This window comes from Streptomyces sp. NPDC002104 (assembly GCF_053593795.1).
In genome coordinates, this window is record NZ_JBSFDF010000052.1 from 1 (window position 1) to 24582 (window position 24582).

25 protein-coding genes and 1 riboswitch are annotated in these 24582 nt (G+C 72.6%); of the genes, 15 read left to right on the forward strand and 10 right to left on the reverse strand.

Annotated features, from left to right (window positions below):
- Window positions 1-240: 240 nt before the first annotated feature.
- From ACWCP2_RS31235 to ACWCP2_RS31250, 4 genes are all read left to right on the forward strand, one after another.
- Window positions 241-1404: an ArsA family ATPase gene (locus ACWCP2_RS31235; protein WP_450911924.1), complete on the forward strand. Its 1164-nt coding sequence runs from the start codon at window positions 241-243 to the stop codon at window positions 1402-1404.
- Window positions 1405-1491: 87 nt separating this feature from the next.
- Complete coding sequence (locus ACWCP2_RS31240) at window positions 1492-2025, forward strand: DUF5304 domain-containing protein (protein ID WP_450911925.1); 534 nt, start codon at window positions 1492-1494, stop codon at window positions 2023-2025.
- 61 nt (window positions 2026-2086) lie between these two features.
- A complete protein-coding gene (locus ACWCP2_RS31245; RefSeq protein WP_250743712.1) occupies window positions 2087-3028 on the forward strand; it encodes an ROK family glucokinase in 942 nt (313 codons plus the stop codon).
- A gap of 85 nt (window positions 3029-3113) precedes the next feature.
- Window positions 3114-3875, forward strand: coding sequence for an endonuclease/exonuclease/phosphatase family protein (locus ACWCP2_RS31250; protein WP_450911926.1), 762 nt, complete (start codon window positions 3114-3116; stop codon window positions 3873-3875).
- A gap of 62 nt (window positions 3876-3937) precedes the next feature.
- On the opposite strand, the gene ACWCP2_RS31255 is transcribed toward ACWCP2_RS31250, so the two are convergent.
- Both ACWCP2_RS31255 and ACWCP2_RS31260 read right to left on the reverse strand, forming a co-directional pair.
- Window positions 3938-4522 carry a hypothetical protein gene (locus tag ACWCP2_RS31255; protein WP_450911927.1) on the reverse strand — a complete coding sequence of 195 codons (585 nt, stop codon included), beginning with the start codon at window positions 4520-4522 and terminating at the stop codon, window positions 3938-3940.
- A complete protein-coding gene (locus ACWCP2_RS31260; RefSeq protein ID WP_450911928.1) occupies window positions 4515-5294 on the reverse strand; it encodes an alpha/beta hydrolase in 780 nt (259 codons plus the stop codon). Before ACWCP2_RS31260 ends, ACWCP2_RS31255 begins: the two co-directional genes overlap by 8 nt.
- A 163-nt stretch (window positions 5295-5457) precedes the next feature.
- Here ACWCP2_RS31260 and ACWCP2_RS31265 point away from each other — a divergent pair, with 163 nt between their 5' ends.
- The 5 genes from ACWCP2_RS31265 (at window position 5458) to ACWCP2_RS31285 (ending at window position 10482) form a co-directional block, all read left to right on the forward strand.
- Window positions 5458-6204 (forward strand): lysophospholipid acyltransferase family protein, encoded by a 747-nt coding sequence (locus ACWCP2_RS31265; RefSeq protein WP_450911966.1) that lies wholly within the window; start codon window positions 5458-5460, stop codon window positions 6202-6204.
- A 38-nt stretch (window positions 6205-6242) separates the two neighbouring features.
- Complete coding sequence (gene macS / locus ACWCP2_RS31270; RefSeq protein ID WP_450911929.1) at window positions 6243-7451, forward strand: MacS family sensor histidine kinase; 1209 nt, start codon at window positions 6243-6245, stop codon at window positions 7449-7451.
- A 68-nt stretch (window positions 7452-7519) separates the two neighbouring features.
- Entirely contained in the window at window positions 7520-8164 is a 645-nt protein-coding gene (locus tag ACWCP2_RS31275; RefSeq protein ID WP_250743819.1) for a response regulator, read from the forward strand.
- 195 nt (window positions 8165-8359) lie between these two features.
- The gene (locus ACWCP2_RS31280; protein ID WP_450911967.1) at window positions 8360-9388 is read left to right on the forward strand and encodes a 6-phosphofructokinase; all 1029 of its coding nucleotides are present in this window, start codon (window positions 8360-8362) and stop codon (window positions 9386-9388) included.
- Between the two features lie 101 nt (window positions 9389-9489).
- The gene (locus ACWCP2_RS31285) at window positions 9490-10482 is read left to right on the forward strand and encodes a 2-hydroxyacid dehydrogenase (protein WP_450911930.1); all 993 of its coding nucleotides are present in this window, start codon (window positions 9490-9492) and stop codon (window positions 10480-10482) included.
- A gap of 97 nt (window positions 10483-10579) precedes the next feature.
- Here ACWCP2_RS31285 and ACWCP2_RS31290 read toward each other — a convergent pair whose 3' ends face one another.
- Window positions 10580-12505, reverse strand: a complete 1926-nt coding sequence (locus ACWCP2_RS31290; protein ID WP_450911931.1) for an anthranilate synthase family protein — start codon at window positions 12503-12505, stop codon at window positions 10580-10582.
- Window positions 12506-12807: 302 nt separating this feature from the next.
- Between ACWCP2_RS31290 and ACWCP2_RS31295 the strand changes: the two genes are divergently transcribed.
- Both ACWCP2_RS31295 and ACWCP2_RS31300 read left to right on the forward strand, forming a co-directional pair.
- Complete coding sequence (locus ACWCP2_RS31295) at window positions 12808-14172, forward strand: class II 3-deoxy-7-phosphoheptulonate synthase (RefSeq protein WP_430625628.1); 1365 nt, start codon at window positions 12808-12810, stop codon at window positions 14170-14172.
- Between the two features lie 164 nt (window positions 14173-14336).
- A complete protein-coding gene (locus ACWCP2_RS31300; RefSeq protein ID WP_450911932.1) occupies window positions 14337-14603 on the forward strand; it encodes a (2Fe-2S)-binding protein in 267 nt (88 codons plus the stop codon).
- Between the two features lie 18 nt (window positions 14604-14621).
- Here the strand turns inward: ACWCP2_RS31300 and bfr are convergent, their stop codons facing one another.
- On the reverse strand, window positions 14622-15098 hold the full coding sequence (gene bfr / locus ACWCP2_RS31305) for a bacterioferritin (protein WP_112446344.1): 477 nt from the start codon (window positions 15096-15098) through the stop codon (window positions 14622-14624).
- 173 nt (window positions 15099-15271) lie between these two features.
- Between bfr and ACWCP2_RS31310 the strand changes: the two genes are divergently transcribed.
- Window positions 15272-15904, forward strand: coding sequence for a sulfite oxidase-like oxidoreductase (locus tag ACWCP2_RS31310; RefSeq protein WP_450911933.1), 633 nt, complete (start codon window positions 15272-15274; stop codon window positions 15902-15904).
- A 17-nt stretch (window positions 15905-15921) separates the two neighbouring features.
- On the opposite strand, the gene ACWCP2_RS31315 is transcribed toward ACWCP2_RS31310, so the two are convergent.
- The 6 genes from ACWCP2_RS31315 to thiO all read right to left on the reverse strand — a co-directional run bounded on the left by ACWCP2_RS31315 (window position 15922) and on the right by thiO (window position 21731).
- The gene (locus ACWCP2_RS31315; RefSeq protein WP_450911934.1) at window positions 15922-16497 is read right to left on the reverse strand and encodes a DUF4396 domain-containing protein; all 576 of its coding nucleotides are present in this window, start codon (window positions 16495-16497) and stop codon (window positions 15922-15924) included.
- 88 nt (window positions 16498-16585) lie between these two features.
- A complete protein-coding gene (locus tag ACWCP2_RS31320; RefSeq protein ID WP_450911935.1) occupies window positions 16586-17461 on the reverse strand; it encodes a deoxyribonuclease IV in 876 nt (291 codons plus the stop codon).
- A gap of 9 nt (window positions 17462-17470) precedes the next feature.
- Complete coding sequence (gene pknB, locus ACWCP2_RS31325; RefSeq protein WP_450911936.1) at window positions 17471-19399, reverse strand: Stk1 family PASTA domain-containing Ser/Thr kinase; 1929 nt, start codon at window positions 19397-19399, stop codon at window positions 17471-17473.
- A 135-nt stretch (window positions 19400-19534) separates the two neighbouring features.
- On the reverse strand, window positions 19535-20329 hold the full coding sequence (locus ACWCP2_RS31330; RefSeq protein ID WP_450911937.1) for a thiazole synthase: 795 nt from the start codon (window positions 20327-20329) through the stop codon (window positions 19535-19537).
- Between the two features lie 5 nt (window positions 20330-20334).
- Window positions 20335-20535 (reverse strand): sulfur carrier protein ThiS, encoded by a 201-nt coding sequence (gene thiS, locus ACWCP2_RS31335; protein WP_243330100.1) that lies wholly within the window; start codon window positions 20533-20535, stop codon window positions 20335-20337.
- A complete protein-coding gene (thiO, locus tag ACWCP2_RS31340) occupies window positions 20532-21731 on the reverse strand; it encodes a glycine oxidase ThiO (protein ID WP_450911938.1) in 1200 nt (399 codons plus the stop codon). Before thiO ends, thiS begins: the two co-directional genes overlap by 4 nt.
- A riboswitch (TPP riboswitch) is annotated at window positions 21729-21841 on the reverse strand. (Overlaps the previous gene by 3 nt.)
- A gap of 148 nt (window positions 21842-21989) precedes the next feature.
- On the opposite strand from thiO, the gene ACWCP2_RS31345 reads away from it, so the two are divergent.
- The 3 genes from ACWCP2_RS31345 to thiE all read left to right on the forward strand — a co-directional run bounded on the left by ACWCP2_RS31345 (window position 21990) and on the right by thiE (window position 24498).
- Window positions 21990-23237: an NAD(P)/FAD-dependent oxidoreductase gene (locus ACWCP2_RS31345; RefSeq protein ID WP_450911939.1), complete on the forward strand. Its 1248-nt coding sequence runs from the start codon at window positions 21990-21992 to the stop codon at window positions 23235-23237.
- Between the two features lie 142 nt (window positions 23238-23379).
- Entirely contained in the window at window positions 23380-23745 is a 366-nt protein-coding gene (locus ACWCP2_RS31350) for an Rv2175c family DNA-binding protein (protein ID WP_450911940.1), read from the forward strand.
- Between the two features lie 102 nt (window positions 23746-23847).
- Window positions 23848-24498 (forward strand): thiamine phosphate synthase, encoded by a 651-nt coding sequence (thiE, locus tag ACWCP2_RS31355; RefSeq protein ID WP_450911941.1) that lies wholly within the window; start codon window positions 23848-23850, stop codon window positions 24496-24498.
- The last annotated feature ends 84 nt before the right edge of the window (window positions 24499-24582 follow it).

Below are 24582 nucleotides of genomic sequence, written 5' to 3' on the forward strand. Positions count from 1 at the left end.
GTCCGGGCGCAGCCCGGTACCCCTCCCCAGCCCGTCCGGCGTTTGAGGACCGGGGTCCGGGCAGCGCCCGGGGAACGGTGGAAGGGCGGGTAGGGGAACTTCGGCCCGCGCAGCGGACACCCGTAGCGGGTGAGCGGCCCGGGGCGGGCCCCAGGGTGGGGCACGGGCGTGGCAGGGTGGCAGGGGCCATCGGTCGGGCCCCCCGGGGCCGGGCCGGGTACACGCGGAGCTAGGAGCAGCATGCACACCCTTCTCGTCACCGGCCCCGGCGGCGCCGGGCGGAGCACCATCGCGGCGGCCACCGCGCTCGCCGCCGCCCGCCAGGGCCACCGGGTGCTCCTGCTCACCGCCGGCCCCACCACCCCGCCCCTCACCCCGCACGGCACGCTCGACGTGACCCGCGTCGACTCCGGCGAGGAGTTCCGGCACGAGTTCGTCGAGCTCCAGGAGCGCGGCTCCGCGGTCCTCGGGATGCTCGGCGCCCGCCCGCTGCACGCCGACGAGATCACCGAACTGCCCGGCGCCGAACAGTTCGCCCTGCTCCGCGCCCTGCGCCGGGCCGCGCACACGCCCGGCACCGACCTCGTGGTCGTGGACATGCCCCCGCTGCACCAGGCGGTCGCCACCCTCGCCCTCCCCGCCCAGCTCCGCCGCTACCTCGCCCGGCTGCTCCCCGCGGAGCGCCAGGCGGCCCGCGCCCTGCGCCCCGTACTGGCCCAGCTCGCCGGCGTCCCCATGCCCGCGCAGTGGCTGTACGAGGCCGCCGCCCGCTGGGACGAGGACCTGGCGGCCGTCCAGGACGTGCTGGAGGCCCCCACCACCTCCGTACGGCTCGTCGCCGAGCCGGGACCCGCCGCCGACGCCGCGCTGCGCCTGGGCATGCTCGGGCTCGCCCTGTACCGGCTGCCCGTCTCGGCGCTCGTCGCCAACCGGATGCTGCCCGCAGGATCCGCCGACCCCTGGCTCGCGGGACTCGCCGCGCAGCAGGAGAAGTACGCGGCCCAGTGGGCCGGGACCGGCGACGGGAGCCTCCCGGTGCTCCCCGTGCTCCCCGTGCCCCACCTGGGCCGGGACCCGCACGGCCCCGAGGACCTCGCGGAGCTGGCCCCGGCGCCCGCCCCGGCCGTCGCGCCCCGGCCCGTCTGGACCGTCGAGGACCGGATCGCCGAGGACGGGGTGCTGCTCTGGCGGGTCCCGCTGCCCCGCGCCGAGAAGAGCGAGCTCGGGCTGGTGCGGCGCGGGGACGAGCTGCTGCTCACGGTGGGCCCGTACCGCAGGATCGTTCCGCTGCCCGCCGCACTGCGCCGCTGCACCGTCTCCGGCGCCGCCCTCGCCGACGACGAGCTCCGCATCCGCTTCACCCCGGACCCGGACCTGTGGCCCCGGAGCGGGGAGAAGGCGTAGCCCCCGGGGCGTACCGCCGTTCGGGTAACGTCGAAGGGAGCAGGAGTCCGTACCGCACGCCCACCCGCCGCCGCAGGAGAGTCCGCCATGAGCGAGGCCACTGACCGCCCCACCGATCCCTCGAACGGGGACGACGCCTGGGCCGAGGCCTGCGCCGAGGACCTCGCCGCCGAGCGGGAGCGCCGCAGGTCCGAGCAGGGCGCCTCCGGGGGCGCCGGCACCGGGACCGCCGCCGAGGAGCTGCTCAAGCTCTTCGAGGCCGTCGCGGACAAGGTGTCCGACAAGGTCTCCGCGCTGAACAACCCGCTGTTCGGCGTGGCCGCGCAGGGCGCCGTACGGCAGTTCGTCAACCAGGCGAAGACCGCCGCCAAACCCGTCGTCGAGCGCAATCCCGAGGTCTTCGACCACCTCGCGGCGGCCGGATCGGAGCTGCTCGCCGCCTACCGCTCCGCGGTCGAGGGCCACGAGCGCCGCTGGACGCGCGACGAACCGTCCCCCGACCGGGGGAGCGGCACCACCGCGAACGCGGCCGGAAACACGACCGCGAACGCCGCCGGGAACGCGAAGGACCCGCGTGACGAGGGCGAAGACGGCCCGACCGAGCGGATCGATCTCGACTGAACCCAGCCGTCCCTCGGGTACGGTTGACAGCGGCGGGGTTTGACCGGAAACCGAGGGACTAATGGGACTCACCATCGGCGTCGACATCGGCGGCACGAAGATCGCGGCCGGCGTGGTCGACGAAGACGGCACCATCCTTGAGACGTACAAGGTGCCCACGCCGCCGACCCCGGACGGAGTGACGGACGCGATCTGCGCCGCGGTCTCCGAGGTCAGCGCCAGCCACACCATCGACGCGGTCGGCATCGGCGCCGCCGGATACGTCGACGACAAGCGCGCGACCGTACTCTTCGCGCCCAACATCAACTGGCGGCACGAGCCGCTGAAGGACAAGGTCGAGCAGCGCATCGGCCTGCCCGTGGTCGTCGAGAACGACGCCAACTGCGCCGCCTGGGGCGAATACCGCTTCGGCGCCGGCCAGGGCCACGAGGACGTCATCTGCATCACGCTCGGCACGGGCCTGGGCGGCGGCATCATCATCGGCAACAAGCTCCGGCGCGGACGCTTCGGCGTGGCCGCCGAGTTCGGCCACATCCGGGTGGTCCCGGACGGCCTGCTGTGCGGCTGCGGCAGCCAGGGCTGCTGGGAGCAGTACGCCTCCGGGCGCGCGCTCGTCCGCTACGCCAAGCAGCGCGCCAACGCCACCCCCGAGAACGCGAAGGCGCTCCTCGCGCTCGGCGACGGCACCCCGGACGGCATCGAGGGCAAGCACATCAGCGAGGCGGCCCGCGCCGGCGACCTGGTGGCCATCGACTCCTTCCGCGAGCTGGCCCGTTGGGCGGGCGCCGGCCTCGCGGACCTGGCCTCGCTCTTCGACCCGTCGGCGTTCATCGTCGGCGGCGGCGTCTCGGACGAGGGCGACCTGGTCCTCGACCCGATCCGCAAGTCCTTCAAGCGCTGGCTGATCGGCGGCGCCTGGCGTCCGCACGCGCAGGTCCTCGCCGCTCAGCTCGGCGGCAAGGCCGGCCTGGTCGGCGCGGCGGACCTGGCCCGCCAGGGCTGAAGCCCGCCCCGGCGGCGACCCGTACCGGCGGACTGCCCGCCGCGCCCTCTGGGGTGCGGCGGGCAGTCTCGTTATGTTGCCGTGTATGGAACTGGGACAGGAACGCGCCGAGCTGCCGAACTCCCGTACCGAAGGCGATGGTTCCGCCGTGGTCCGGGTGCTCTCCTACAACGTCCGTTCGCTGCGCGACGACGAGGACGCGCTGGCGCGCGTCATCCGCGCGTGCGCACCGGACCTGGTCTGCGTCCAGGAGGCGCCGCGGTTCTTCCGGTGGCGCAAGCACGCGGCGCGGCTGGCCTCGAAGTGCGACCTGGTCGTCCTGTCGGGCGGCGCGACGGCCGCGGGCCCGCTGCTGCTGTGTTCCCTACGGGCCTTCGTGGAGCGGACGGAGGACGTCCTGCTGCCCCTGACGCCGGGCCGCCACCGGCGGGGCTTCGCCACGGCGGTCGTCCGGCTGGGCGGGGTGCGGGTCGGGGTGCTGAGCGCCCACCTGTCACTGGACGGGCCCGAACGCCTCGCCCAGGCGGAACTGCTCCTGGAACGGCTCGCCGGCATGGACGTGCCGTACGCGATCGCCGCGGGCGACATCAACGAGGGCCCGTCGGGGCCCGCCTTCCGCCGGCTGGCGGGGGCCCTGCAGGACTGCCGGGCGGTGGCGCCGTGGGGCGGGGAGCACACGTGGGTGCGGTCGTCGCCGCCCCGGCGGATCGACGCGGTCTTCGCCAGCCCTGCCGTGGAAGTCCTCGCCTGCGGCGTTCCCGAGGGCCTTGCGGGAGTCAGCCCCGCGGACCTGACCCGCGCCACGGACCACCTCCCGGTCCTGGCCACCCTCCGGCTTCCGGCCTGACGCGCCGCGGGCGCGGCAAGGGCCCCTCGAGCCCCTCGCCGCGCCCGCGACGCGTCAGAACATCACACCACCGCACCCCGGCCGGGGTCGTCGTCGTCGTCCTCGCCCGTGGACATCCGCGCGACCAGCGTCGCGAAGCCGCCCAGGAAGCCGCCGACGCCCAGCGTCGTCAGCCACCACGTCATCTCCCACTGCAGCAGCACCGCCAGGAGCAGCAGGACCGGTCCGCCCACCACCGCCAGCCAGGCGAACTTCGACGTGGCGTCGGCCTCCGGCAGCTCCGGCTCCGGGGGGACGAAGTGCCCCTCGTCCTTCGCGGCCTCGGGGGAGTCGTCCGGTTCGGCCAGGGAGTGGTCCCGGGGACCGGCTCCGCCCACGCCCGGAGCGAACACCACCGAGCTGCCCAGGGCCGCCGCCGACGGCGGCTCCGGGGAGGCCGGGCCCGCGGGGCCCGCCTGGTCGGGCGCCGGGGCCGGGCCGGCCGGTTTCACGTCCTCCTCCGGCAGGAGGAGGTTCTCGATCGGCCGGAACGGTCTCGCGCCCGGCGGGTCCGCGGGCTCCTGCCCGTAGCCGGCCACGATCGCCGCCCACGCCGCTTCCTCGTCCAGCGGGGGAACACCCCCGGCGGACTCCTCGTGCTCAGCCACCGCTGGCCGCCCCCTCCCTGCCCAAGCTCTCCGACAGCCGCCCGACGAACGCGTAGCTGTCCGCGAAGATCCGCTCCGCGTCATGGTCCAACGTCGCGACGTGGTAACTCTGTTCCAGCAGCGTCTCGGTGACGTCCGTGGAGGACACCCGCGCCAGGATCCGCGTCGAGTCCGTCGGCCGCACCACGTGGTCCTGCGGGCTGTGCAGCAGCAGCAGCGGCTGCGTCACCTGCGGCAGTTCGGTGTCCAGCATCCGCAGGAACGTGCGCAGCGAGTGCGCGGCCCGCGTCGGGACCCGGTCGTAGCCGACCTCGTCCGAGCCGGGCTTGGCGATGTCGCTCGCGATGCCCGGGGTCGACCGGATGAAGTGCTTGACCACCGGCAGGGCCACCGCCAGCGGGTCGTGGATCTTGTTGACCGGGTTGACGAGGACGATGCCGCTGATGCTGTCCCCGTGCTTCGCCGCCAGGCGCAGGGTCAGCGCGCCGCCCATCGACAGCCCGCAGACGAACACCTGGTCGCAGCTGTCGAGCAGCTCCCGCAGCGCGCGGTCCACCTCGGCGTACCAGTCCTGCCAGCCGGTGAGCTGCATGTCCTGCCAGCGCGTCCCGTGCCCGGGGAGCAGGGGGAGGGACACCGTCAGTCCGCGTGCGGCGAGGTACTCGGCCCAGGGGCGCATCGACTGGGGGGAACCGGTGAAGCCGTGGCAGAGGAGGACGCCGGCCTTTCCGCCCTCGTGGCGGAACGGCTCGGCTCCATGGAGGACGGGCACCAGGGTCTCCTTAGAGGGGGGCGTGGGGTGCGTAGCGCTGTGTGACTTCACCGTACGCGACGGGGATGACACCGACCAGGGTCGTCGGACGGCTCCGGGCACGACCAGGGGATAAGGTCTGTTCGACAGACACAGGAAGGCTTTCGAGTTGATCTACGGCGCAATGAAGTTCTCGATCGGCGGTTCCCTGAAGCTCGCCTTCAGGCCGTGGGTGGAGGGCCTCGAGAACATTCCCGCAGAGGGGCCGGCGATCCTCGCGAGCAACCACCTGTCCTTCTCCGACTCCTTCTTCCTCCCGGCCGTGCTGGACCGCAAGGTGACCTTCATCGCGAAGGCGGAGTACTTCACCTCCCCGGGCGTCAAGGGCAAGCTGACGGCCGCCTTCTTCAAGGGCGTCGGCCAGCTCCCGGTGGACCGTTCCGGTGCGCGCGGGGCCGGCGAGGCCGCGATCAAGAGCGGCATCGACGTCATCGAACGCGGAGAGCTGTTCGGTATTTACCCCGAAGGGACGCGTTCACCCGACGGCCGGCTGTACCGCGGCAAGCCCGGCGGTCTGGCCCGGGTGGCGCTGGCCACCGGAGCGCCCGTGATCCCCGTCGCGATGATCGACACGGAGAAGATCCAGCCGCCCGGCAAGGTGGTGCCCAAGCTGATGCGCCCGGGCATCCGGATCGGCAAGCCGCTGGACTTCAGCCGCTACCACGGCATGGAGGGGGACCGCTTCATCCTCCGCTCGGTGACCGACGAGGTCATGTACGAGATCATGAAGCTGTCCGGCCAGGAGTACGTCGACATCTACGCGACGGCCGCCAAGCGCCAGATCGCCGACGCGGAGAAGGCCGCCGCGAGGAACGAGAAGGCCGAGAGCGCCGAAAAGACCGAGCCCGGCGCCTCGGACACCGACAAGTAGCAGCACACGGGCGGGTCCGCCCGTACGGGGTGGGGGAGATGGCGAAGCGCGAGCGCGTCGTACGCATGTCGGTCGAGCAGCCGCTGTGGCGTGCCCTGACGGCCTACCGGCTGCTCACCATGGTCTACGCGGCCCTGCTGTTCGCCTCCGCCTACAAGAAGTTCGACCGCCCCTGGATCGCCGTCTCCTACCTGGCCCTCCTCGCGGGCTGGACCCTGTTCACGCTCCCCAAGGTGGCCAACGCCGCCAGTTGCACCAAGCGGTTCCTGGGCGCCGACCTCGCCGTCGCCTGCGTCGGGATCCTGCTCACCCCGCTCGCCGACAGCCACGAACGGGTCACCGGCGGCGGCCCCACGCTGCCCTCCATATGGACCGCGGGCGCGGTCCTCGCCTTCGCCCTCAAGGGCGGCTGGCGCTGGGCCTGTTTCGCCTCCAGCTTCGTCGCCGCCGCCAACCTCGTGCAGCGCGGCGAGCCCACCCGGGACACCCTGCACAACGTGCTCCTGGTGTGGGTGGCCTCCATCGCCATCGGCTACGTCGTCGAGGTGGCCCGGGCCAGTGAGGCCACGCTCGCCCGCGCCCTGGAGATCGAGGCCGCCACCCGCGAGCGCGAACGCCTCGCCCGCGACATCCACGACGGGGTCCTCCAGGTCCTCGCCATGGTCCAGCGGCGCGGCACCGAACTGGGCGGCGAGGCCGCCGAACTGGGCCGGATGGCGGGGGAGCAGGAGGTCGCGCTGCGCACCCTGGTCTCCAGCGGACTGGCGCGCCCCTCCCGGATCTCCCGCGACGAGGCGCTCGGCGCGATCGTGGCCGCCTTCGAGGTGGAGGAGCCCGGCGAGGACGAGGGCGACCTCGACCTGCGGACCCTCCTCGCCCCGCACGCGGGCTCACGGGTGAGCTTCGCCGAACCGGGCACCCCGGTGCCGTTGCCCGTGCCCGCGGCCCGTGAGCTGGCCGCGGCGGTCGGGGCGGCCCTCGACAACGTGCGCAAGCACGCGGGCGAGGGGGCCAGCGCCTGGATCCTGGTCGAGGACTGGGGCGACGAGGTGATCGTGACCGTCCGCGACGACGGTCCGGGCATCCCGGCCGGCCGGCTCGACCAGGCCGAGGGGGAGGGCCGGATGGGAGTGGCCCTGTCCATCCGGGGCCGCCTGCGCGACCTCGGCGGCAGCGCCGAGCTGGTGTCCGTCCCGGGGCAGGGCACCGAAGTGGAACTGAAAGTACCGAGGGGGAGCACCAAGTGAACGCGTCGAACGAGTCGACCGAGCCCAACGCGCCGACCGAGCCGAGCGGCCTCGGCGGCATCAAGGTCATGGTCGTGGACGACCATCCGATGTGGCGGGACGCGGTCGCCCGCGACCTGGCCGCCGCCGGCTTCGACCTGGTGGCCACCGCGGGCGACGGACCCGAGGCCGTGCGCAGGGCCCGCGCCGCCGCCCCGCACGTCCTGGTCCTCGACCTCAACCTCCCCGGCATGCCCGGCGTGCAGGTCTGCAAGGAACTGGTCGGCGCCAACCCGGCGCTGCGGGTCCTCGTGCTCTCCGCGAGCGGCGAGCACGCCGACGTCCTGGAAGCCGTGAAGTCCGGTGCGACCGGCTACCTGCTGAAGTCCGCCGGCGCCCAGGAGCTCATCGACGCCGTGCGCCGCACGGCGGCCGGCGACCCCGTCTTCACCCCGGGCCTGGCCGGCCTGGTCCTCGGCGAGTACCGCCGCCTCGCCACCGACCCGGCGCCCGCCGCCTCCGACGAGCCGAAGGCCCCGCAGCTCACCGACCGGGAGACCGAGGTGCTGCGACTGGTGGCCAAGGGGCTCTCGTACAAGCAGATCGCGGAACGCCTCGTCATCTCCCACCGCACCGTGCAGAACCACGTGCAGAACACCCTGGGCAAGCTCCAGCTGCACAACCGGGTGGAGCTCGTCCGGTACGCGATCGAGCGCGGCCTCGACGACGCCTAAGAGGTGTCTCGGGGACGTCCGCACGCCCGGGCGGCCCCTCGTACGAGTGAACGGGCGGATGCAACGCCCCGCAATTCCCCCGGAATTGACCCTTCCCGGCATCTTGCTGTGACCTGAGTCACCACTAGCGTGACCGTCATGCGGGCCCCGCGCCCTCAGCGGGCCCTGTGGCGAAGGGAAGATTCCATGAAGGCCATGAAGGTCGGAGTGCTGACGGGCGGCGGCGACTGCCCCGGGCTCAACGCGGTGATCCGCAGTGTCGTGCGCAAGGGCGTCCAGGAGTACGCCTACGAGTTCATCGGGTTCAAGGACGGCTGGCGCGGCGCGGTCGAAGGCCGCACCGTCCCGCTCGACATCCCCGCCGTGCGCGGGATCCTGCCGCGCGGCGGGACCATCCTCGGCTCCTCGCGCACCAACCCGTTCAAGCTGGACGACGGCGTCCGCCGGATCAAGGAGAACCTCGCCAAGTACGAGGTCGACGCCCTCGTCGCGATCGGCGGCGAGGACACCCTGGGTGTGGCCGCGAAGCTCTACGAGGAGTACGGCATCCCGTGCGTGGGGGTGCCCAAGACCATCGACAACGACCTCTCGGCCACCGACTACACCTTCGGCTTCGACACCGCCGTCGGTATCGCGACGGAGGCCATCGACCGGCTGCACACCACCGCCGAGTCCCACATGCGGGTGCTGGTCGTCGAGGTGATGGGCCGGCACGCCGGCTGGATCGCCCTGCACTCGGGGCTCGCGGGCGGCGCCAACGTCATCCTCATCCCCGAGCAGCGCTTCGACGTGGACCAGGTCTGCGCCTGGGTGAGCTCCCGGTTCAAGGCGAGCTACGCGCCGATCGTGTGCGTCGCCGAGGGCGCCATGCCCAAGGACGGGGACATGGTGCTGAAGGACGCGACGAAGGACTCCTTCGGGCACGTGCGGCTGTCCGGCGTGGGCGAGTGGCTGGCCAAGGAGATCGAGGCGCGGACCGGCAAGGAGGCCCGTACGACCGTACTCGGGCACATCCAGCGGGGCGGCACCCCCAGCGCGTTCGACCGGTGGCTGGCCACCCGCTTCGGGCTGCACGCGATCGACGCGGTGCGCGACGGGGACTTCGGGAAGATGGTCGCGCTGAAGGGGACGGACATCGTGCGGGTGCCGATCGCCGAGGCGACGGCGAAGCTGAAGACGGTGGACCCGGCGCTGTACCGGGAGGCCGGAGTGTTCTTCGGCTGAGCCGGCCGAGTCGGCTGAGCCGCCAGGGCGGGCACGGGGCATGGGTCGTAAGGTGACAAACGACCCATGGTCCGATTCTTTGGCGCAGTACGGGAGCGAACGTGGAAATCCTGGCATTCGGGGTGACGGCGGACGAGAAGCCGCTCATCGAGAAGGCTTTCGCGGGCCTGCACGAGGTGCGCTGCCTGGACGTCTTCCTCAGTGAGGACACCGCGCCCATCGCGGCCGGGTACGAGATCGTCTCGTCGAGCGTCAACGCGGACCTGAACGGCCGCGTGCTGCGCACCCTGGCCGCGGGCGGGACGAAGATGATCGCCCAGCGCTCCACCGGCTTCAACAACATCGACCTGGAGGTCGCGCGGCAGCTCGGCCTGACGGTCAGCCGGGTCTCGTACTACTCCCCGTACTCGGTGGCCGAGTTCGCGTGGACCCTGGCCATGGCGGTGAACCGGCGGATCGTCCGGGCCTCGAACCGCACGCGGGACTTCGACTTCCGGCTGAACGGCCTGATGGGCCGCGACATGCGCGGCCGCACGGTGGGGGTGCTCGGCACCGGCAAGATCGGGGAGGCGTTCACCCGGATCGCCCACGGGTTCGGGATGAACCTGCTGGGCTGGGACGTGGCGCAGAACCCGGCGTGCGTGGAGCTGGGCATGAAGTACGTGGACAAGGACACGCTGTTCGCCTCCTCGGACCTGATCAGCCTGCACGTGCCGCTGCTGGAGTCCACGCACCACATCATCGGCGCCGAGGCGCTGAAGGCGATGAAGGACGACGCCATCCTGGTGAACTCCAGCCGCGGCGGCCTGATCGACACGGAAGCGCTGGTCACGGAGTTGCGGTCCGGACGCTTCGCGGGGGTCGGCCTGGACGTGTACGAGGCGGAGGCCGGGCTCTTCTTCCTGGACAAGTCCCTGGTGGTCGTCGAGGACGACACCCTGGCGCGGCTGATCACCTTCCCGAACGTGGTCGTCACCTCCCACCAGGCGTACTACACCCACGACGCGGTGGGCCAGATCATCGACACCACGGTCGCCAACGTCGCGGACTACGTGGCGGGCCGCCGCTCGGAGAACACGCTCGTACCGTCCTGACGGACTCCGGCGGGTCCGGTCGGGTCGGGTCCGGCCCCGTTCGGCCCTGCGGGTGGGGGACGGCTCCGCGTGGCGGTCCCCCACCCGCCCGGGCGGGCTACGCCCGTGCGGCCGCGCGGACCCCGGCGATCAGATCGCGGACCAGGTCCGCGCCCCGCAGGGTCAGGACCGACTCCGGGTGGAACTGGACCCCCGCGAAGCCGCCGGAGGCGGAGCGCAGGGCGTGCACCTCTCCCGTGACGGGGTCACGGGAGACCTCGATGCCCCGCAGGGCCAGGGACCGCTCCCGCTGCGCCGAGCAGTGCGCCGCGTAGGTGTTGTAGAAGCCGACGACCTCCTCCGCCCCGAACAGCGGGATCCGCGTCTGCGCCCCCTGCGCCGGCTCCGCCTTGCGCACCAGCGGAAGCCCCAGCTCGGCGGCGAGCAGCTGGTGGCTGAGGCAGACCCCGAGCAGCCCGCCCCGGTGCGAGGCCAGCAGCTCCGCCGTCAGCTCGCGCATCGCGCGGATCTTCGGGTCGCCGAAGTCCGCCGGGTCGCCCGGGCCGGGGCCCAGCACGATCGGCCCGTCCCAGGCCAGGGCGGCGGCCCGCAGCCCGGGGTCGTCGTAGCGGCGTACGGTCACCTCCAGCCCGGTCACCCGCAGGACGTGGCGCAGCATCGAGGTGAAGGTGTCCTCCCCGTCCACCACCAGCGCGTGGCCCGTCACCGGTGCCGGCCGCTCCTGCATCCGCAGCCAGAACGGCGCCAGGTCCTCGCGGCGCGCCGCCAGGGCCGCCTGGACCCGGGGGTCGTCGGCCAGCCGCGGACCGGAGGAGGAGGGCGGCGCCGCCGCCGGACGCACGCCCAGCGCCGCCAGCACCCCGGCCGCCTTCGCGTGCGTCTCCGCGACCTCGCCCGCCGGATCGGAGTGCCGTACGAGGGTGGCCCCGACGGGCACCCGCAGCGTGCCGTCCGGGGCGATGTCCGCCGTCCGGATGAGGATGGGGGAGTCGAGGGTCTGGGCGCCCGAGGCGTCGAGGCCCAGCAGGGCCAGCGCGCCCGCGTAGTAGCCGCGGCCCACCCCGTCCTGCCCGAGGGGCTCGTACCGCTCGATGACCCGGCAGGCGTTCTGCACCGGCGATCCGGTCACGGTCGCCGCGAACATCGTCTCCTTCAGCACCTCGCGCACGTCCAGCGAGGAGCGGCCGCGCAGCTCGTACTCGGTGTGCGCGAGGTGCGCCATCTCCTTGAGGCGGGGGCCGACGACGACCCCGCCCATGTCCCCGACCGTGCACATCATCTTCAGTTCCTCGTCCACCACCATGGACAGCTCCTCGGTCTCCTTGCGGTCGCCGAGGAAGGCGAGGAGGGAGTCGGCCGTCGGCCCCCCGGCCGGGTGGCGGTACGTACCGCTGATCGGGTTCATCACGACCGTGCCCCCGGTCATCCGTACGTGTACCTCGGGGCTGGCCCCGACGAGGGTGCGCTCCCCGGTGTGGACCACGTACGTCCAGTACGCGCCCCGCTCGCCCTCCAGCAGCCGGCGGAACAGCGCGAGGGCGTCGGCGCGGCCGAAGCCCTCGATCCGGCCCCGGTAGGTGCGCCGGATGACGAAGTTCGCGCCCTCGCCCCGGCCGATCTCGTCCTCGATGACCCGCCGGACGGTGTCCGCGTACTCCTCGTCGGGGACGTCGAAGCCGCCGTCGTCGACCCGCACCCCGTGGTCCGGCAGCGCGGCCAGCGCCTCGGCGAGCGGGATCTCGTAGGTCTCCTCGGCGACCAGGACGCTCAGCGGCGTGCCGTCGTCGCGTACGTCGAACCCGCGCTCCCGGATCTGGCGGAACGGGACGAGCGCCAGGGCGGGGCGCTCGCCGACGGGCAGGTCGGCCAGCCGCGCGGCCTCGTGGACCGGGCCGATCAGCAGTTCCACAGTGTCGTGATCGCGGCCCGGCGTGCGGCGGCGCAGCAGCGCGAAGGGCGGGCAGGCGTCGTCGAGCAGGCGGTTCAGGAGCGGGTGCGGGTGCGAATGCGGATGCGCGTGCATGGAGTGGGCGTCCTATCCGGTTGCGGAGGGTGGGACGGCCCGGGTTTCCAGCGACTGTGTGTCTCACGGAATGCGGAAGGCCGCCCCTCGGGGCGGCCTTCGTATCGCTCGTGTCTTCAGGTACGCGCGAGAAGTGGGCCGCCGGGAGCGGGCCACCACCAGTTCTGGTTCGAGTGCGCGTACATGCTCCGAACCCTAGCCCACACGTCGGGCGGTGGGAGGTAAACGGGTGAGTAACACAGTGAGAGACATCCGTCTCACGTAGTGGTCCTCGACCGGAAGGCGGGGTGTGACGCCGTAATGTGTGTGGGGTGACCGTGAACGCTGAAACCCAAGCCCCCGCCTCCAAGGCGACCTGGCGAGACCTTCCCGCGGCGCAGCAGCCTTCGTACCCCGATGCCGAGGCCCTGCGCGCTGTCGTCGCGGACCTCGAGTCGTATCCTCCCCTCGTTTTCGCGGGCGAATGCGACCAGCTGCGCGCCCGTCTGGGAGCCGTCGCCAAGGGCGAGGCGTTCCTGCTGCAGGGTGGCGACTGCGCCGAGGCCTTCGATGCCGTCTCCGCCGACCACATCCGCGCCAAGCTGAAGACGCTGCTCCAGATGAGCGCCGTCCTGACCTACGCGGCCTCCGTGCCCGTCGTCAAGGTCGGCCGCATCGCCGGCCAGTACTCCAAGCCGCGCTCCAAGGACACCGAGACCCGCGACGGCATCACCCTGCCGACCTACCGCGGCGACTCCGTGAACGGCTTCGCCTTCACGGAGGAGTCCCGCGTCCCGGACCCCGAGCGCCTCAAGCGCATGTACCACGCGTCGGCCTCCACGCTGAACCTGGTGCGCGCCTTCACCACCGGTGGTTACGCCGACCTGCGCCAGGTGCACGCCTGGAACCAGGACTTCGTGAAGAACTCCCCGTCCGGGCAGCGCTACGAGCAGCTCGCGCGGGAGATCGACAACGCCCTGAACTTCATGAAGGCCTGCGGCACCGACCCGGCGGAGTTCAAGGCCGTCGAGTTCTACGCCTCCCACGAGGCGCTGCTCCTCGACTACGAGGGCGCCCTCACCCGTACGGACTCGCGCACCGGCCGGCTGTACGACACCTCGGGCCACATGGTCTGGATCGGTGAGCGCACCCGCCAGCTCGACCACGCGCACATCGAGTTCTGCTCGCAGATCGCCAACCCGATCGGCATCAAGCTCGGCCCCACCACCACGGTGGACGAGGCGCTCACCTACATCGACCGCCTCGACCCCGAGCGCGAGCCGGGCCGGCTGACCTTCGTCGTCCGCATGGGCGCCGACAAGGTCCGCGACAAGCTCCCCGAGCTCGTCGAGAAGGTCACCGCCTCCGGCGCGACCGTCGGCTGGGTCACCGACCCGATGCACGGCAACACCTTCGAGGCGGCCTCCGGCCACAAGACGCGCCGTTTCGACGACGTGCTCGACGAGGTCAAGGGCTTCTTCGAGGTCCACAAGGGCCTCGGCACCCACCCGGGCGGCATCCACGTCGAGCTCACCGGTGACGACGTCACCGAGTGCGTGGGCGGCGGCGACGAGATCTTCGTCGACGACCTGCACCAGCGCTACGAGACGGCCTGCGACCCGCGCCTGAACCGCAGCCAGTCCCTGGACCTGGCGTTCCTCGTCGCCGAGATGTACCGCGACCAGTAGGCGCCCGAGCGCAGTGTGAGCACTCCATGACGATGGGGCGCGGATCGAATGTGATCCGCGCCCCATCGGCGTATCCGGGTCTTTTAGGGAACCCTAAGTTTGGGTAGGGTTAGGTAAGCCTCACCGAATACGGGATGGCTGGCCGAACCGTTCCTGTCAGGGAGGTGAACCGCGTGTACGTCTGCTCTTGTTTCGGGATCACCGACAAGCAGGTCAAGGACCACGCGGAGGCCGGAGCCTGCACCCCCCGCCAGATCGCCTCGGCCACGAAGGCCGGCACCGACTGCGGTTCCTGCGTGCGGACCATCCAGGGCCTCCTCGGCCGCGGGGCCTGCCCGCGCCGCGAACTGCTGGAGAAGGGCGCCGCCGCCGCCGTGCTCGCCGCGGACCCGCTGGTACCGGCGGGCACGGAGCTCGCCGAAGCCGCGTAGGAGCCCCGGAAACCGGTACTAGCTCGGCTGCTCGATGAGCTGCGCGATGTAGAGCGCCTCGCCGATGGACTCGATGAGCTCCAGCTGGGTGTCGAGGTAGTCGATGTGGTGCTCCTCGTCCTCCAGGATCTCCTCGAACAGCCGCGCCGAGGTGACGTCGCCCTTGCCGCGCATGACCTCGATGCCGCGCTTGAGGCGGTCGATCGCCTCGACCTCGACCTGCCGGTCCGCCTGGAACATCTCCGTCAGCGTCTGGCCCACGCGGACGTGGAAGAGGCGCTGGTAGTTCGGCAGACCGTCGAGCATCAGGATGCGTTCGGTGATCTTGTCCGCGTGCTTCATCTCATCGATGGACTCTTCACGCGTGTACTTGGCGAGCTTCGTCCAGCCCTTGTTGTCCTGGATCCGGTAGTGGAGCCAGTACTGGTTGATGGCCGTAAGTTCGCCGGTCAGCTGCTCGTTGAGAAACTCAAGGACCTCGGGGTCGCCCTGCATCGCAGAGGCTCCTTCCAAGCAATGTCAGCAATGTGACGGGGCAGGTGCGCGCATCCTTGCACCGCCGCAGGAGGCCGTCCAGTAAGTGCCTCCTTAGTGGGAGTTACCGTGACTTGCCCGAATCCGGTCGAAGCTGGTCACGACCACCCCGCCAAGTCTGTCACCATGGAGACATGGGTCAGCCGGAAAGCCGGGAATCTCCGGGATCAGAGCAACTGGAGCTTCCCCCGGGGCAGAGGTTGCAGCGAGGCTGGCCGGTCACCCACTACGGACCGGTACCCAAGTTCAAGCCCGAGCGCTGGGAGTTCCGCGTCTTCGGCGCCACGGCCGACGGTGAGAAGCACTGCTGGAACCACGAGGAGTTCGCGGCCCTGCCGTTCGAGTCCGTCGAGGCCGACCTGCACTGCGTGACGAAGTTCAGCATGACCGGTGCCGAATGGGGCGGCGTCCTCGCCCGCACGGTCCTCGACCTCGCTCCGCCGTCCCCGCAGGTCACGCACGTGATGGTGTGGGCCGAGTACGGCTTCAGCTCCAACCTGCGCCTCGCGGACTTCGCCTCCGAGCGGACCGTCTTCGCCACCCATCAGGGCGGTGAACTGCTCACCGCGGAGCACGGTTTCCCGCTCCGGCTGGTCGTGCCGCACCTCTACGCGTGGAAGGGCCCCAAGTGGGTCCGCGGCGTCGAGTACATGACCGCCGACCGCCGCGGCTTCTGGGAGGAGCGCGGCTACCACAACATCGGCGACCCCTGGCGCGAGCAGCGCTACTCGTACCAGGAGGAGCCGGGGGACGGCCCCGAGCTGTAGCTCATCGGTTCGGTGGCTCAGTGGTGGTACTGGTGGACGACCGCGTGACCCTTTCCGCGGCCGATCATCCACTTGTTGACCGGCGTCGTGACGACGAAGGCCACCGCGAGCGCGATCCCGAGCGCCGCCCAGAAGAGCCCGTCCGACAGCATCGCGTCCATGGCTCCGGGCCAGAGCAGGATCACCCCGTTGTCGATCAGCTCCATGACGGCGATCGACAGGGTGTCCGCCGCCAACGCCACCCGGATGGCCGTACGGAAGTCCAGGCCCGCGGCGAGGATCCCGCGCAGGGTGAGCGCGTAGCCGAAGAAGAACGCCAGGACGATCGCGAGGACCATCGTCGGAGCGTTCCCCCAGCCGAGGGCGGTGCCGATGACCATGCCGAGCACCTCGCCGATGGCGCACCCGGTGAGGCAGTGGAGCGTGGCCTGCGCGGCGGCGGCCCAGGTGACCTTCCCGCCGCCGGAGGTGTGGGCGTGGGCGTGAGCATGGCCGTGCTCGTGCTCGTGCTCGTGGGTGTGGCCGTGATGTTCGCCCTGTGCATGGTGCTCGTGCTGCTCGTGCTGCCCCTGCTGCTCGTGCGCGTGTTCCATGACAACCCCCTGGCGAGGAACGCCGGATAGCGGCTCTGTCGGTCGATATGACAGAACCGTATACCCCCCTGGGGTATTCCTCAACAGATCAGTGGAGCCCGCGCAGCTCCTTCAGCAGCGCCACGTCCGCCGCGTGCCCCTCCTTGCCGCCGGGCGTCTCGATGATCAGCGGTACGCCCTCCATCGCCGGGTGCGTGAACAGCTCGGCGAAGGCCTCCCGGCCGATGTGGCCCTGCCCGATCTGCGCGTGGCGGTCCTTGTGGGCGCCCACGGCCTCCTTGGAGTCGTTGGCGTGCACCAGCTTCAGCCGGCCCTCGCCCACCGTGTCCACGAGCAGGTCCAGCGTCCGCTTCGTCCCGCCCGGCTCCGCCAGATCGTGCCCGGCCGCGAAGATGTGGCAGGTGTCGAGGCAGATCCCGAGCATCGGATGACGGTCGAGGGCGTCGAAGTACGGGCCGAACTCCTCGGCGGTCGAGCACAGCGAGGAACCCTGGCCGGCCGTGGACTCCAGCAGCAGGAAGGGGTCGTCCTCGTGCGTCAGCTCGTCCAGCAGCGGCAGCATGTGTTCCCTGACCTGCGCGTACGCCGCTTCGCGCGGCCGGCCCCCGGTCGCCGAGCCCGTGTGCACGACCACCCCGAGCGCGCCGATCGCCCGGGCCCGGCGCAGCGAGTGCCGCAGGGATTCCACGGACTTCTCGACGGTGGCCTCGGTGTGCGAGCCGAAGTTGATCAGGTACGGCGCGTGGACGTACGCCGGGATGCCCTCGGCCGCGCAGGCCGCGCGGAACAGCTCGTCCTGGGCCGGATTGCCGACCGGGGTGGCCCAGCCGCGCGGATTGGCGACGAAGACCTGCACGGCCTCGGCGCCCATCTCGCGGGCGTACGCAAGCCCGACCGAGGCCAGCCCGCCCGCGACGGGCACGTGCCCGCCGACCGGATTGCGGCCCGTTGAATTGTTGTTCATGGCGTGCTGTTACAGCCCCTTGGTCCTGATGGTGATCGTGCTGCCCTCGGCGGCGTTCTGGCCCGCGGGGACCGACTGGGAGTCGACGGTGTTGCTGAAGGAGAGGAAGGGCTTGTCGACCTTGACCTTGAAGCCCAGCCCCTCCAGGGTCGCGCGGGCCGCGTCGGCCTCCTGGCCGGTGACGTCCGGAACCGGGATCTGGCGGGGGCCCTTGGACAGGGTGAGGGTGACCGTGTCGCCGGCGGCGGCCTGGCTGCCGGCGCCGATCGACTGGTTGGCGACCGTACCGGCGGGGGAGGGGGAGTTGACCTCCTCCGGGGCCGTCTCCACCTTCAGGCCGAGGCCCTCCAGGGTGGAACGGGCCTGGTCGAGGGAGACGCCCGTGACGCGCGGGACCGGCACCGGGCGGCCCTTGCTGACCACCATCGCGACCAGGGTGTCCAGGGACCGCTTCTGCCCGCCCGCCGGGTCCGTGCCGATCACCGAGCCCTGCGCGACGTCCTCGCTGAACGCCTGCGTGACGGCCCCCGGCGTCAGACCGACCGAGGTCAGCTCCTCCTTCGCGGCCGCCACGGGCTTGCCCTTCAGGTCCGGGACCACGACGACCTCGGGCCCGCGCGAGATGGTGAGCGTCACGGCGCCGTTGCCGCGGATGCGCTTGCCGCCGGCCGGGTCGGTGTTCATCACGGTGCCCTTGTCGAAGGCCGCGCTGAACTTCCGGTCGATCCCCTTCACCCCGAGCCCGGCCGCCGACAGCCGGGACTTGGCCTCCGCCTCGGTCTTCCCGAGCAGGTTCGGGACCTTCGTGAACTGGCCGGAGCTGATGTACCAGACCCCCGTACCGAGGCCGAGGAAGAGCAGGACACCGAGCACCACGAGCAGCGGCCCGGGGCGCCGGATCCGCGGCCCGGCCGGCGCCGGGGGCAGCGGCGGAGCCGCGAGCCGGGAGGTGTGGGAGACGGGCTCGGCGTGCGAGGCGTGCGGGACGTTGTCGGCCCGCACGGTCACCGGGCGGGGGATCACGCTCGTGCGGTCCTCCGCGGCGGTCCGCTCCGCGGCCCGGGCCTGCGGCGGCACGGCGTCCAGCTCCGAGTCCGCGAGCTGGGCGCGGGCCTCCATGGCCAGCCCGAGGAGCGCGACCGCGTCGTAGGGACGCAGATCGGGGTTGCGCGCGGTGGCCTGGGCGACGAGCTCGTCGAGCGCGGTGGGCAGCCCGGGGACGGCGGCCGACGGCGGCGGGACGTCCTCGTTGAGGTGCTGGTAGAGCACCTGGGCGGGGTTGGTGCCGGTGTGCGGCTTGGAGCCGGTGAGCATCTCGTAGAGCACGACCCCGCAGGCGTAGACGTCCACGCGGGTGTCGGTGACGCCGTTCTCGATCTGCTCGGGGGCGAGGTAGGAGACGGTGCCGAGGACGGACCCGGTGGTGTTGGTCACGGAGTCCACGGACCGCACCAGCCCGAAGTCGGCCACCTTGACCCGGCCGTCGTCACCGATCAGCACGTTCTCGGGCTTCATGTCCCGGTGCACGAACCCGGCGCGGTGCGCGGCGCCGAGGGCGGCGAGCACCGGTTCGAGGATGTCGAGGGCCGCGCGGGGCTGGAGCGCGCCGCGCTCCCGGAGCACGTCGCGCAGGGTGCAGCCGGACACGTACTCCATGGCGAGGTACGTGTACGGGCCGTGCGTGCCCTGGTCGAAGACGGCCACGACGTTGGGGTGCGCCAGACGGGCCACGGACTTCGCCTCGCGGATGAACCGGTCGACGAAGCCGGGGTCGGCGGCGAGCGCCGGGTGCATCACCTTCAGCGCGAGGACCCGGTCCAGCCGGGTGTCGACGGCCCGGTAGACCGTGGCCATGCCGCCGGCCGCGATACGGGCGTCCACGCGGTAGCGGCCGTCGAGCGTCTGCCCGACGAGGGGGTCATCCAGGGTCGTGTCCACCCGGAGATTCTACGAGGGCCGGTCCGGCCCCCGCCCCGGGCCCGGACGGTTGCAGCGCACCTGTGACGTGGGGCGGTACGGGTTCCCGCGCGCGGGGGTGAGGGCTCCGCGCGCGCGGGAACCCGTACCGGCCCCTCAGAACGCCGGGCGTTCCGGGTCCAGGGCGGCTCGGCCCTCCACCGGGGAGGAGGCCTCCGCGAAGCGGCGTTGGGGGATGCGGCCCGCGCGGTGGGCCAGGCGGCCCGCCGCGACCGCGTCCCGCATGGCCGCGGCCATCAGGACGGGGAGCTGCGCCCGGGTCACCGCCGAGGCGAGCATGACCGCCGCGCAGCCCAGTTCCATGGCCAGGGCCACGTCCGAGGCCGTGCCGGCGCCCGCGTCCAGGATGACCGGGACCCCGGCCCGCTCGGTGATCAGCTCGAAGTTGTGCGGGTTGCGGATGCCCATGCCGGAGCCGATCGGGGAGCCGAGCGGCATGATCGCGGCGCAGCCCACGTCCTCCAGTTTGCGGGCGAGGACCGGGTCGTCGTTCGTGTAGGGCAGGACCGTGAAGCCCTCGTCGACCAGGGTCTCCGCCGCGTCGAGCAGCTCGATCCCGTCCGGGAGGAGGGTGCGTTCGTCCGCGACGACCTCCAGTTTGATCCAGTCCGTGCCGAGGGCCTCCCGGGCGAGGCGCGCCGTCAGGACGGCCTCGCCCGCCGTGAAGCAGCCCGCCGTGTTGGGGAGGACCGCGATGCCGAGGCGGTTCAGTACGGACAGGACCGAGCCCTGCACCGTCGGGTCGAGGCGCCGCATCGCGACGGTGGTGAGTTCGGTGCCGGAGGCGACCAGCGCCCGTTCCAGGATGTCCAGGCTCGGCGCCCCGCCGGTGCCCATGATCAGGCGTGAGGAGAAGGTCCGGCCGGCGAGGGTGAAGACGTCGTCCGCCATGGTGCTCAGCCTCCCTGGACCGCGGTGAGGACCTCGACGCGGTCGCCGTCGGTCACGGAGGTGTAGGGCCACTGGCCGCGCGGCACCACGGTCTCGTTGAGGGCGGCCGCGACCCCCTTGGTGGCCTCGGTGAGGGTGGCGACCACGGTGGCGAGCATGGTCCCGTCCGCGATCTCGCGCGGCTCGCCGTTGACGGAAATGGTCATGCGAACGACTCCTGTCGCGTGAGGGCCGGTGCGAGGGCGAAGCGGCGCGGGGTGAAGGGGCGGGCGATTTCCGGCAGTTCGCCGGTGGTCAGCAGGTCCGCCATGACGTCCCCGGTGAGCGGGGTGAGCAGGACGCCGTTGCGGTAGTGCCCGGTGGCCAGGTGCAGGCCGGGGAGTTCGGTGGGGCCGAGGAGGGGGGCGTTGTCGGGCGATCCGGGCCGCAGCCCGGCCCGGGTCTCCACCAGGGGGAGTTCGGTGATCCCGGGGACCAGTTCGTGGGCGTCGCGCAGGAGTTCGTAGACCCCGCCCGCGGTGACGGTGGTGTCCCAGCCGAGTTCCTCGCTGGTGGCGCCGACGACGAGTTCGCCGTTCTCACGGGGGACCAGGTAGACGTGGCTGCCGCGCACCACGGCCCGTACGGTCCGGGACAGGAACGGGGCGTACGAGGGCGGCACCGCGAGGCGCAGCACCTGGCCCTTGACCGGGCGTACGGGGGCCACGGCCTCGGGCGGTACGCCGTCCAGCCGGCCGCTGAGCGAGCCCGCGGCCAGGACCACCTGGTCGGCGCGCAGCTCCGTACCGTCCGCGTCGTCGAGGACCGCGCCGCAGGCCCGGTCGGCGGTGGTCAGCAGCCGGGCCGCCCCGGCGCGGTGCAGGGTGACCCCGGCCCTTTCGCAGGCGGCCAGCAGGGCGGCCGCGAGGCGGCGGGGATCGACCTGGTGGTCGCCGTCCACGCGCAGGCCGCCGCGCACGCCGGGGGCCAGCATCGGTTCCAGGCGGCGGCACTCGCGGCCGGTCAGCCAGTCGGACTCCAGGCCGCAGCGGCGCTGGAGGGCGTGCAGTTCGCGCAGGTGCAGCCGGTCGTCGGCGTCGAGGGCGACGGCGAGGGTGCCGCAGGCCCGGTAGCCGATGTCCATGCCGCCGCTGGCTTCGGCGAGCTCGGCGGCGAATGCGGGGTAGCGGGCGGCGGAGGCGAGGTTGAGCCCGAGGAGGGTCTCCTCGCCGTAGTGCAGCTCGGTGACGGCGGCCAGCATGCCGGCCGCGACCTGGGCGGCGCCGCCGCCGGGGGCCGGGTCGGCCAGCGCGGTGCGCAGCCCGCGCCGGGCCGCCCGCCAGGCGGTGACCAGGCCGATGATGCCGCCCCCGATGACGAGGACGTCGTGGCCGGTGCTCCGGCCGTTCCTGGATGAATGCATGGGCGTCCAGCCCCTCCCTTCGCCGGCATGACCCGGATCAGGTTCGTACGGTCGGAGGCCGGCCAGCCTCCCTCTCAGCCCGGTGCGCCCGGACTCCCGCGATAGGTTCCGTGCCAGAGTAACGGTGAGGCCGACGGGCGGTAAGGCTGCCTCCCCGGCGGCGGTGCCCGTCCGGATCCCGGAACGTGCCTGCCCGGATCCCGGCAGGTCGCCATCCCGCTATTCCTGACGGACCGTCAGTTGATTAGGCTGGGCCGGGTGAGCGAGCAGACGCAAGAGCAGAAGCGGCAGGCCCGGGACGCGGGGCGCGGCGTGGTGGTCGTCGGCGCCGGGATGGCCGGGGTCCAGACCGCGGTCGCCCTGCGGGAACAGGGCTGGACCGGCCCCGTCACCCTGCTGGGAGCCGAACCCCACCAGCCCTACGACCGGCCCCCGCTGTCCAAGGCGGTGCTCCTCGGCAAGGCGGAGGACTCGGCCTTCGACGTCGACTTCGAGGAGCTCGGCATCGAGCTCCGCCTGGGGGTCGAGGTCACCGGGCTGCGGGCCGCCGACCGGGAGGTCGACACCGAGGCCGGCCCGGTCCCGTACGAGGTCCTCGTGCTGGCGACCGGCGCCCTGCCGCTGACCCTGCCCGGCGCGGAGGGCGTCCCCGGGGTGCACCTGCTGCGCACCCTGGACGACGCGGCCCGGCTGCGGCCCGTCCTGGCGGACGGCACGCCGGTCGTGGTGGTCGGCGCCGGCTGGATCGGCGCGGAGTTCGCCACCGCGGCCCGCGAGGCGGGCTGCGCGGTGACCGTGGTCGAGGCGGCCGACCGGGTCCTGGCGGGCGCGCTGCCGGCGGAGGTCGCCGAGCCGATGGGGCGCTGGTACGCCCAGGCGGGCGCCGAGCTGCTGACCGGCGCGCGGGTGGCCTCCGTGGAGCCGGGCCGGGTCCTGCTGGCCGACGGCCGGGAGCTGCCGGCCGGTGCGGTGGTGGTGGGCATCGGCGCCCGGCCGGCCACCGGATGGCTGGCCGGGTCCGGCGTGGAACTCGGTGCCGACGGGGCGGTGGCCGCCGACGCGTGGCTGCGCACCTCGGTGCCCGGGGTGTACGCGGTGGGGGACTGCGCCTCCTTCCCCTCGGGGCGCTACGGGGCCCGGCTGCTGGTGCACCACTGGGACAACGCGCTCCAGGGGCCCCGGGTGGTGGCGGCGGACATCCTGGCCGGGGGCTCGGGGGGCCAGGTCTACGACCCGGTCCCGTACTTCTGGTCGGAGCAGTTCGGCCGCTTCGTGCAGTACGCGGGCCACCACGGCTCCGCGGACGCGCTGGTGTGGCGCGGCGACCCGGCGGACGCCACCTGGTCGGTGTGCTGGCTGCGGGACGGCCGGCTGGCCGCGGTCCTCGCGGTGGGGCGGCCGCGCGACCTGGCGCAGGGGCGCCGCCTGATCGAATCGGGCGCGCGGGTGGACCGGGCGAAGCTGGCCGACCCGGCGACGGCCCTGAAGTCGACGCTCCTCCCCTGACCCGGCGGGCCCGTCGGCGTTCTGATTCCGGGGTGCTCCGGGCCCGCCCGGACCCGTTTTCGGCCCCGTCCGGCGGGGCCCCGGGCCCCGGACGGGGCCGCTCGGGTACCGGCGGCGAGTCCGAGATGGCAGGCTTGTGCTCGTGACCGAGATTGACGCAAAGATCGATGCCCTTGTTCCCGCCTGGCTGTACCTCCCCGACATCGCGGAGATGCTCGACATCGAAGTGACCAAGGTTCGCCAGCTGGTCAAGGAGGGTCAGCTGCTCGCGGTGCGCCGCGGCGAGAACCGCTCCCTCCAGGTCCCCGCCGCCTTCATCGACGGAGACAAGATCGTCAAGGGGCTGGTCGGCCTGCTGACCGTCCTGCGCGACGACCGCTTCACCGACGCCGAGATCCTGGAGTGGCTCTTCACCGCCGACGACACCCTGCCCGGCACCCCCGTGCAGGCGCTGAGCGAGAATCGCGGCACGGAGGTGAAGCGCCGCGCTCAGGCGCTCGCCATCTGACCCGACTCCACCTCGAGCGTCGCGGTGGGCGGGCCCCGGTCCGGGGTTCGCCCACCGCGTACGTCCGTACTGACACGAACGACTCATCACCCGGGGGTACCCATGTCCGCCATCGCCGCCCAGCTGTCCGATGCCCGGCTCTACCTGTGCACGGACGCCCGCAAGCGGCAGGGCGACCTCCCCGGATTCCTGGACGCGGTCCTCGCCGGCGGCGTGGACATCGTCCAGCTCCGCGACAAGGGCATGGAGGCGGGCGAGGAGCTGGAGCACCTCCAGGTCTTCGCCGAAGCGGCCCGCCGCCACGGCAAGCTGCTCGCCGTCAACGACCGGGCCGACGTCGCGCACGCCATCGGCTCGGACGTGCTGCACCTCGGGCAGGGCGACATCCCCGTGCCCGCCGCCCGCGCCATCCTGGGGCAGGACGTCCTGATCGGCCGCTCCTGCCACTCCGAGGCGGAGGTCGACGCTGCTGCCGCCGAGCCCGGCGTGGACTACTTCTGCACCGGCCCCTGCTGGCCCACCCCCACCAAGCCCGGCCGGTTCGCCCCCGGCCTCGGCCTCGTCCGGCACGCGGCCTCCCTCGCGCAGGACCGGCCGTGGTTCGCCATCGGCGGGATCGACGCGGGAAACCTGGACGAGGTCCTGGACGCCGGCGCCTCCCGCGTCGTGGTCGTACGGGCCCTCACCGAGGCCTCCGACCCCGGCGCCGCCGCCGCCGACCTGGCCAAGCGGGTCCGCGCCCGGCTCGGCTAGCCACCGGCCGGACACCCCCTTGCGGCTCCGCCGTCTCATTTTCGCGTCCAGTCCGTGGACAACGCTTCGATGGACACCGGACCG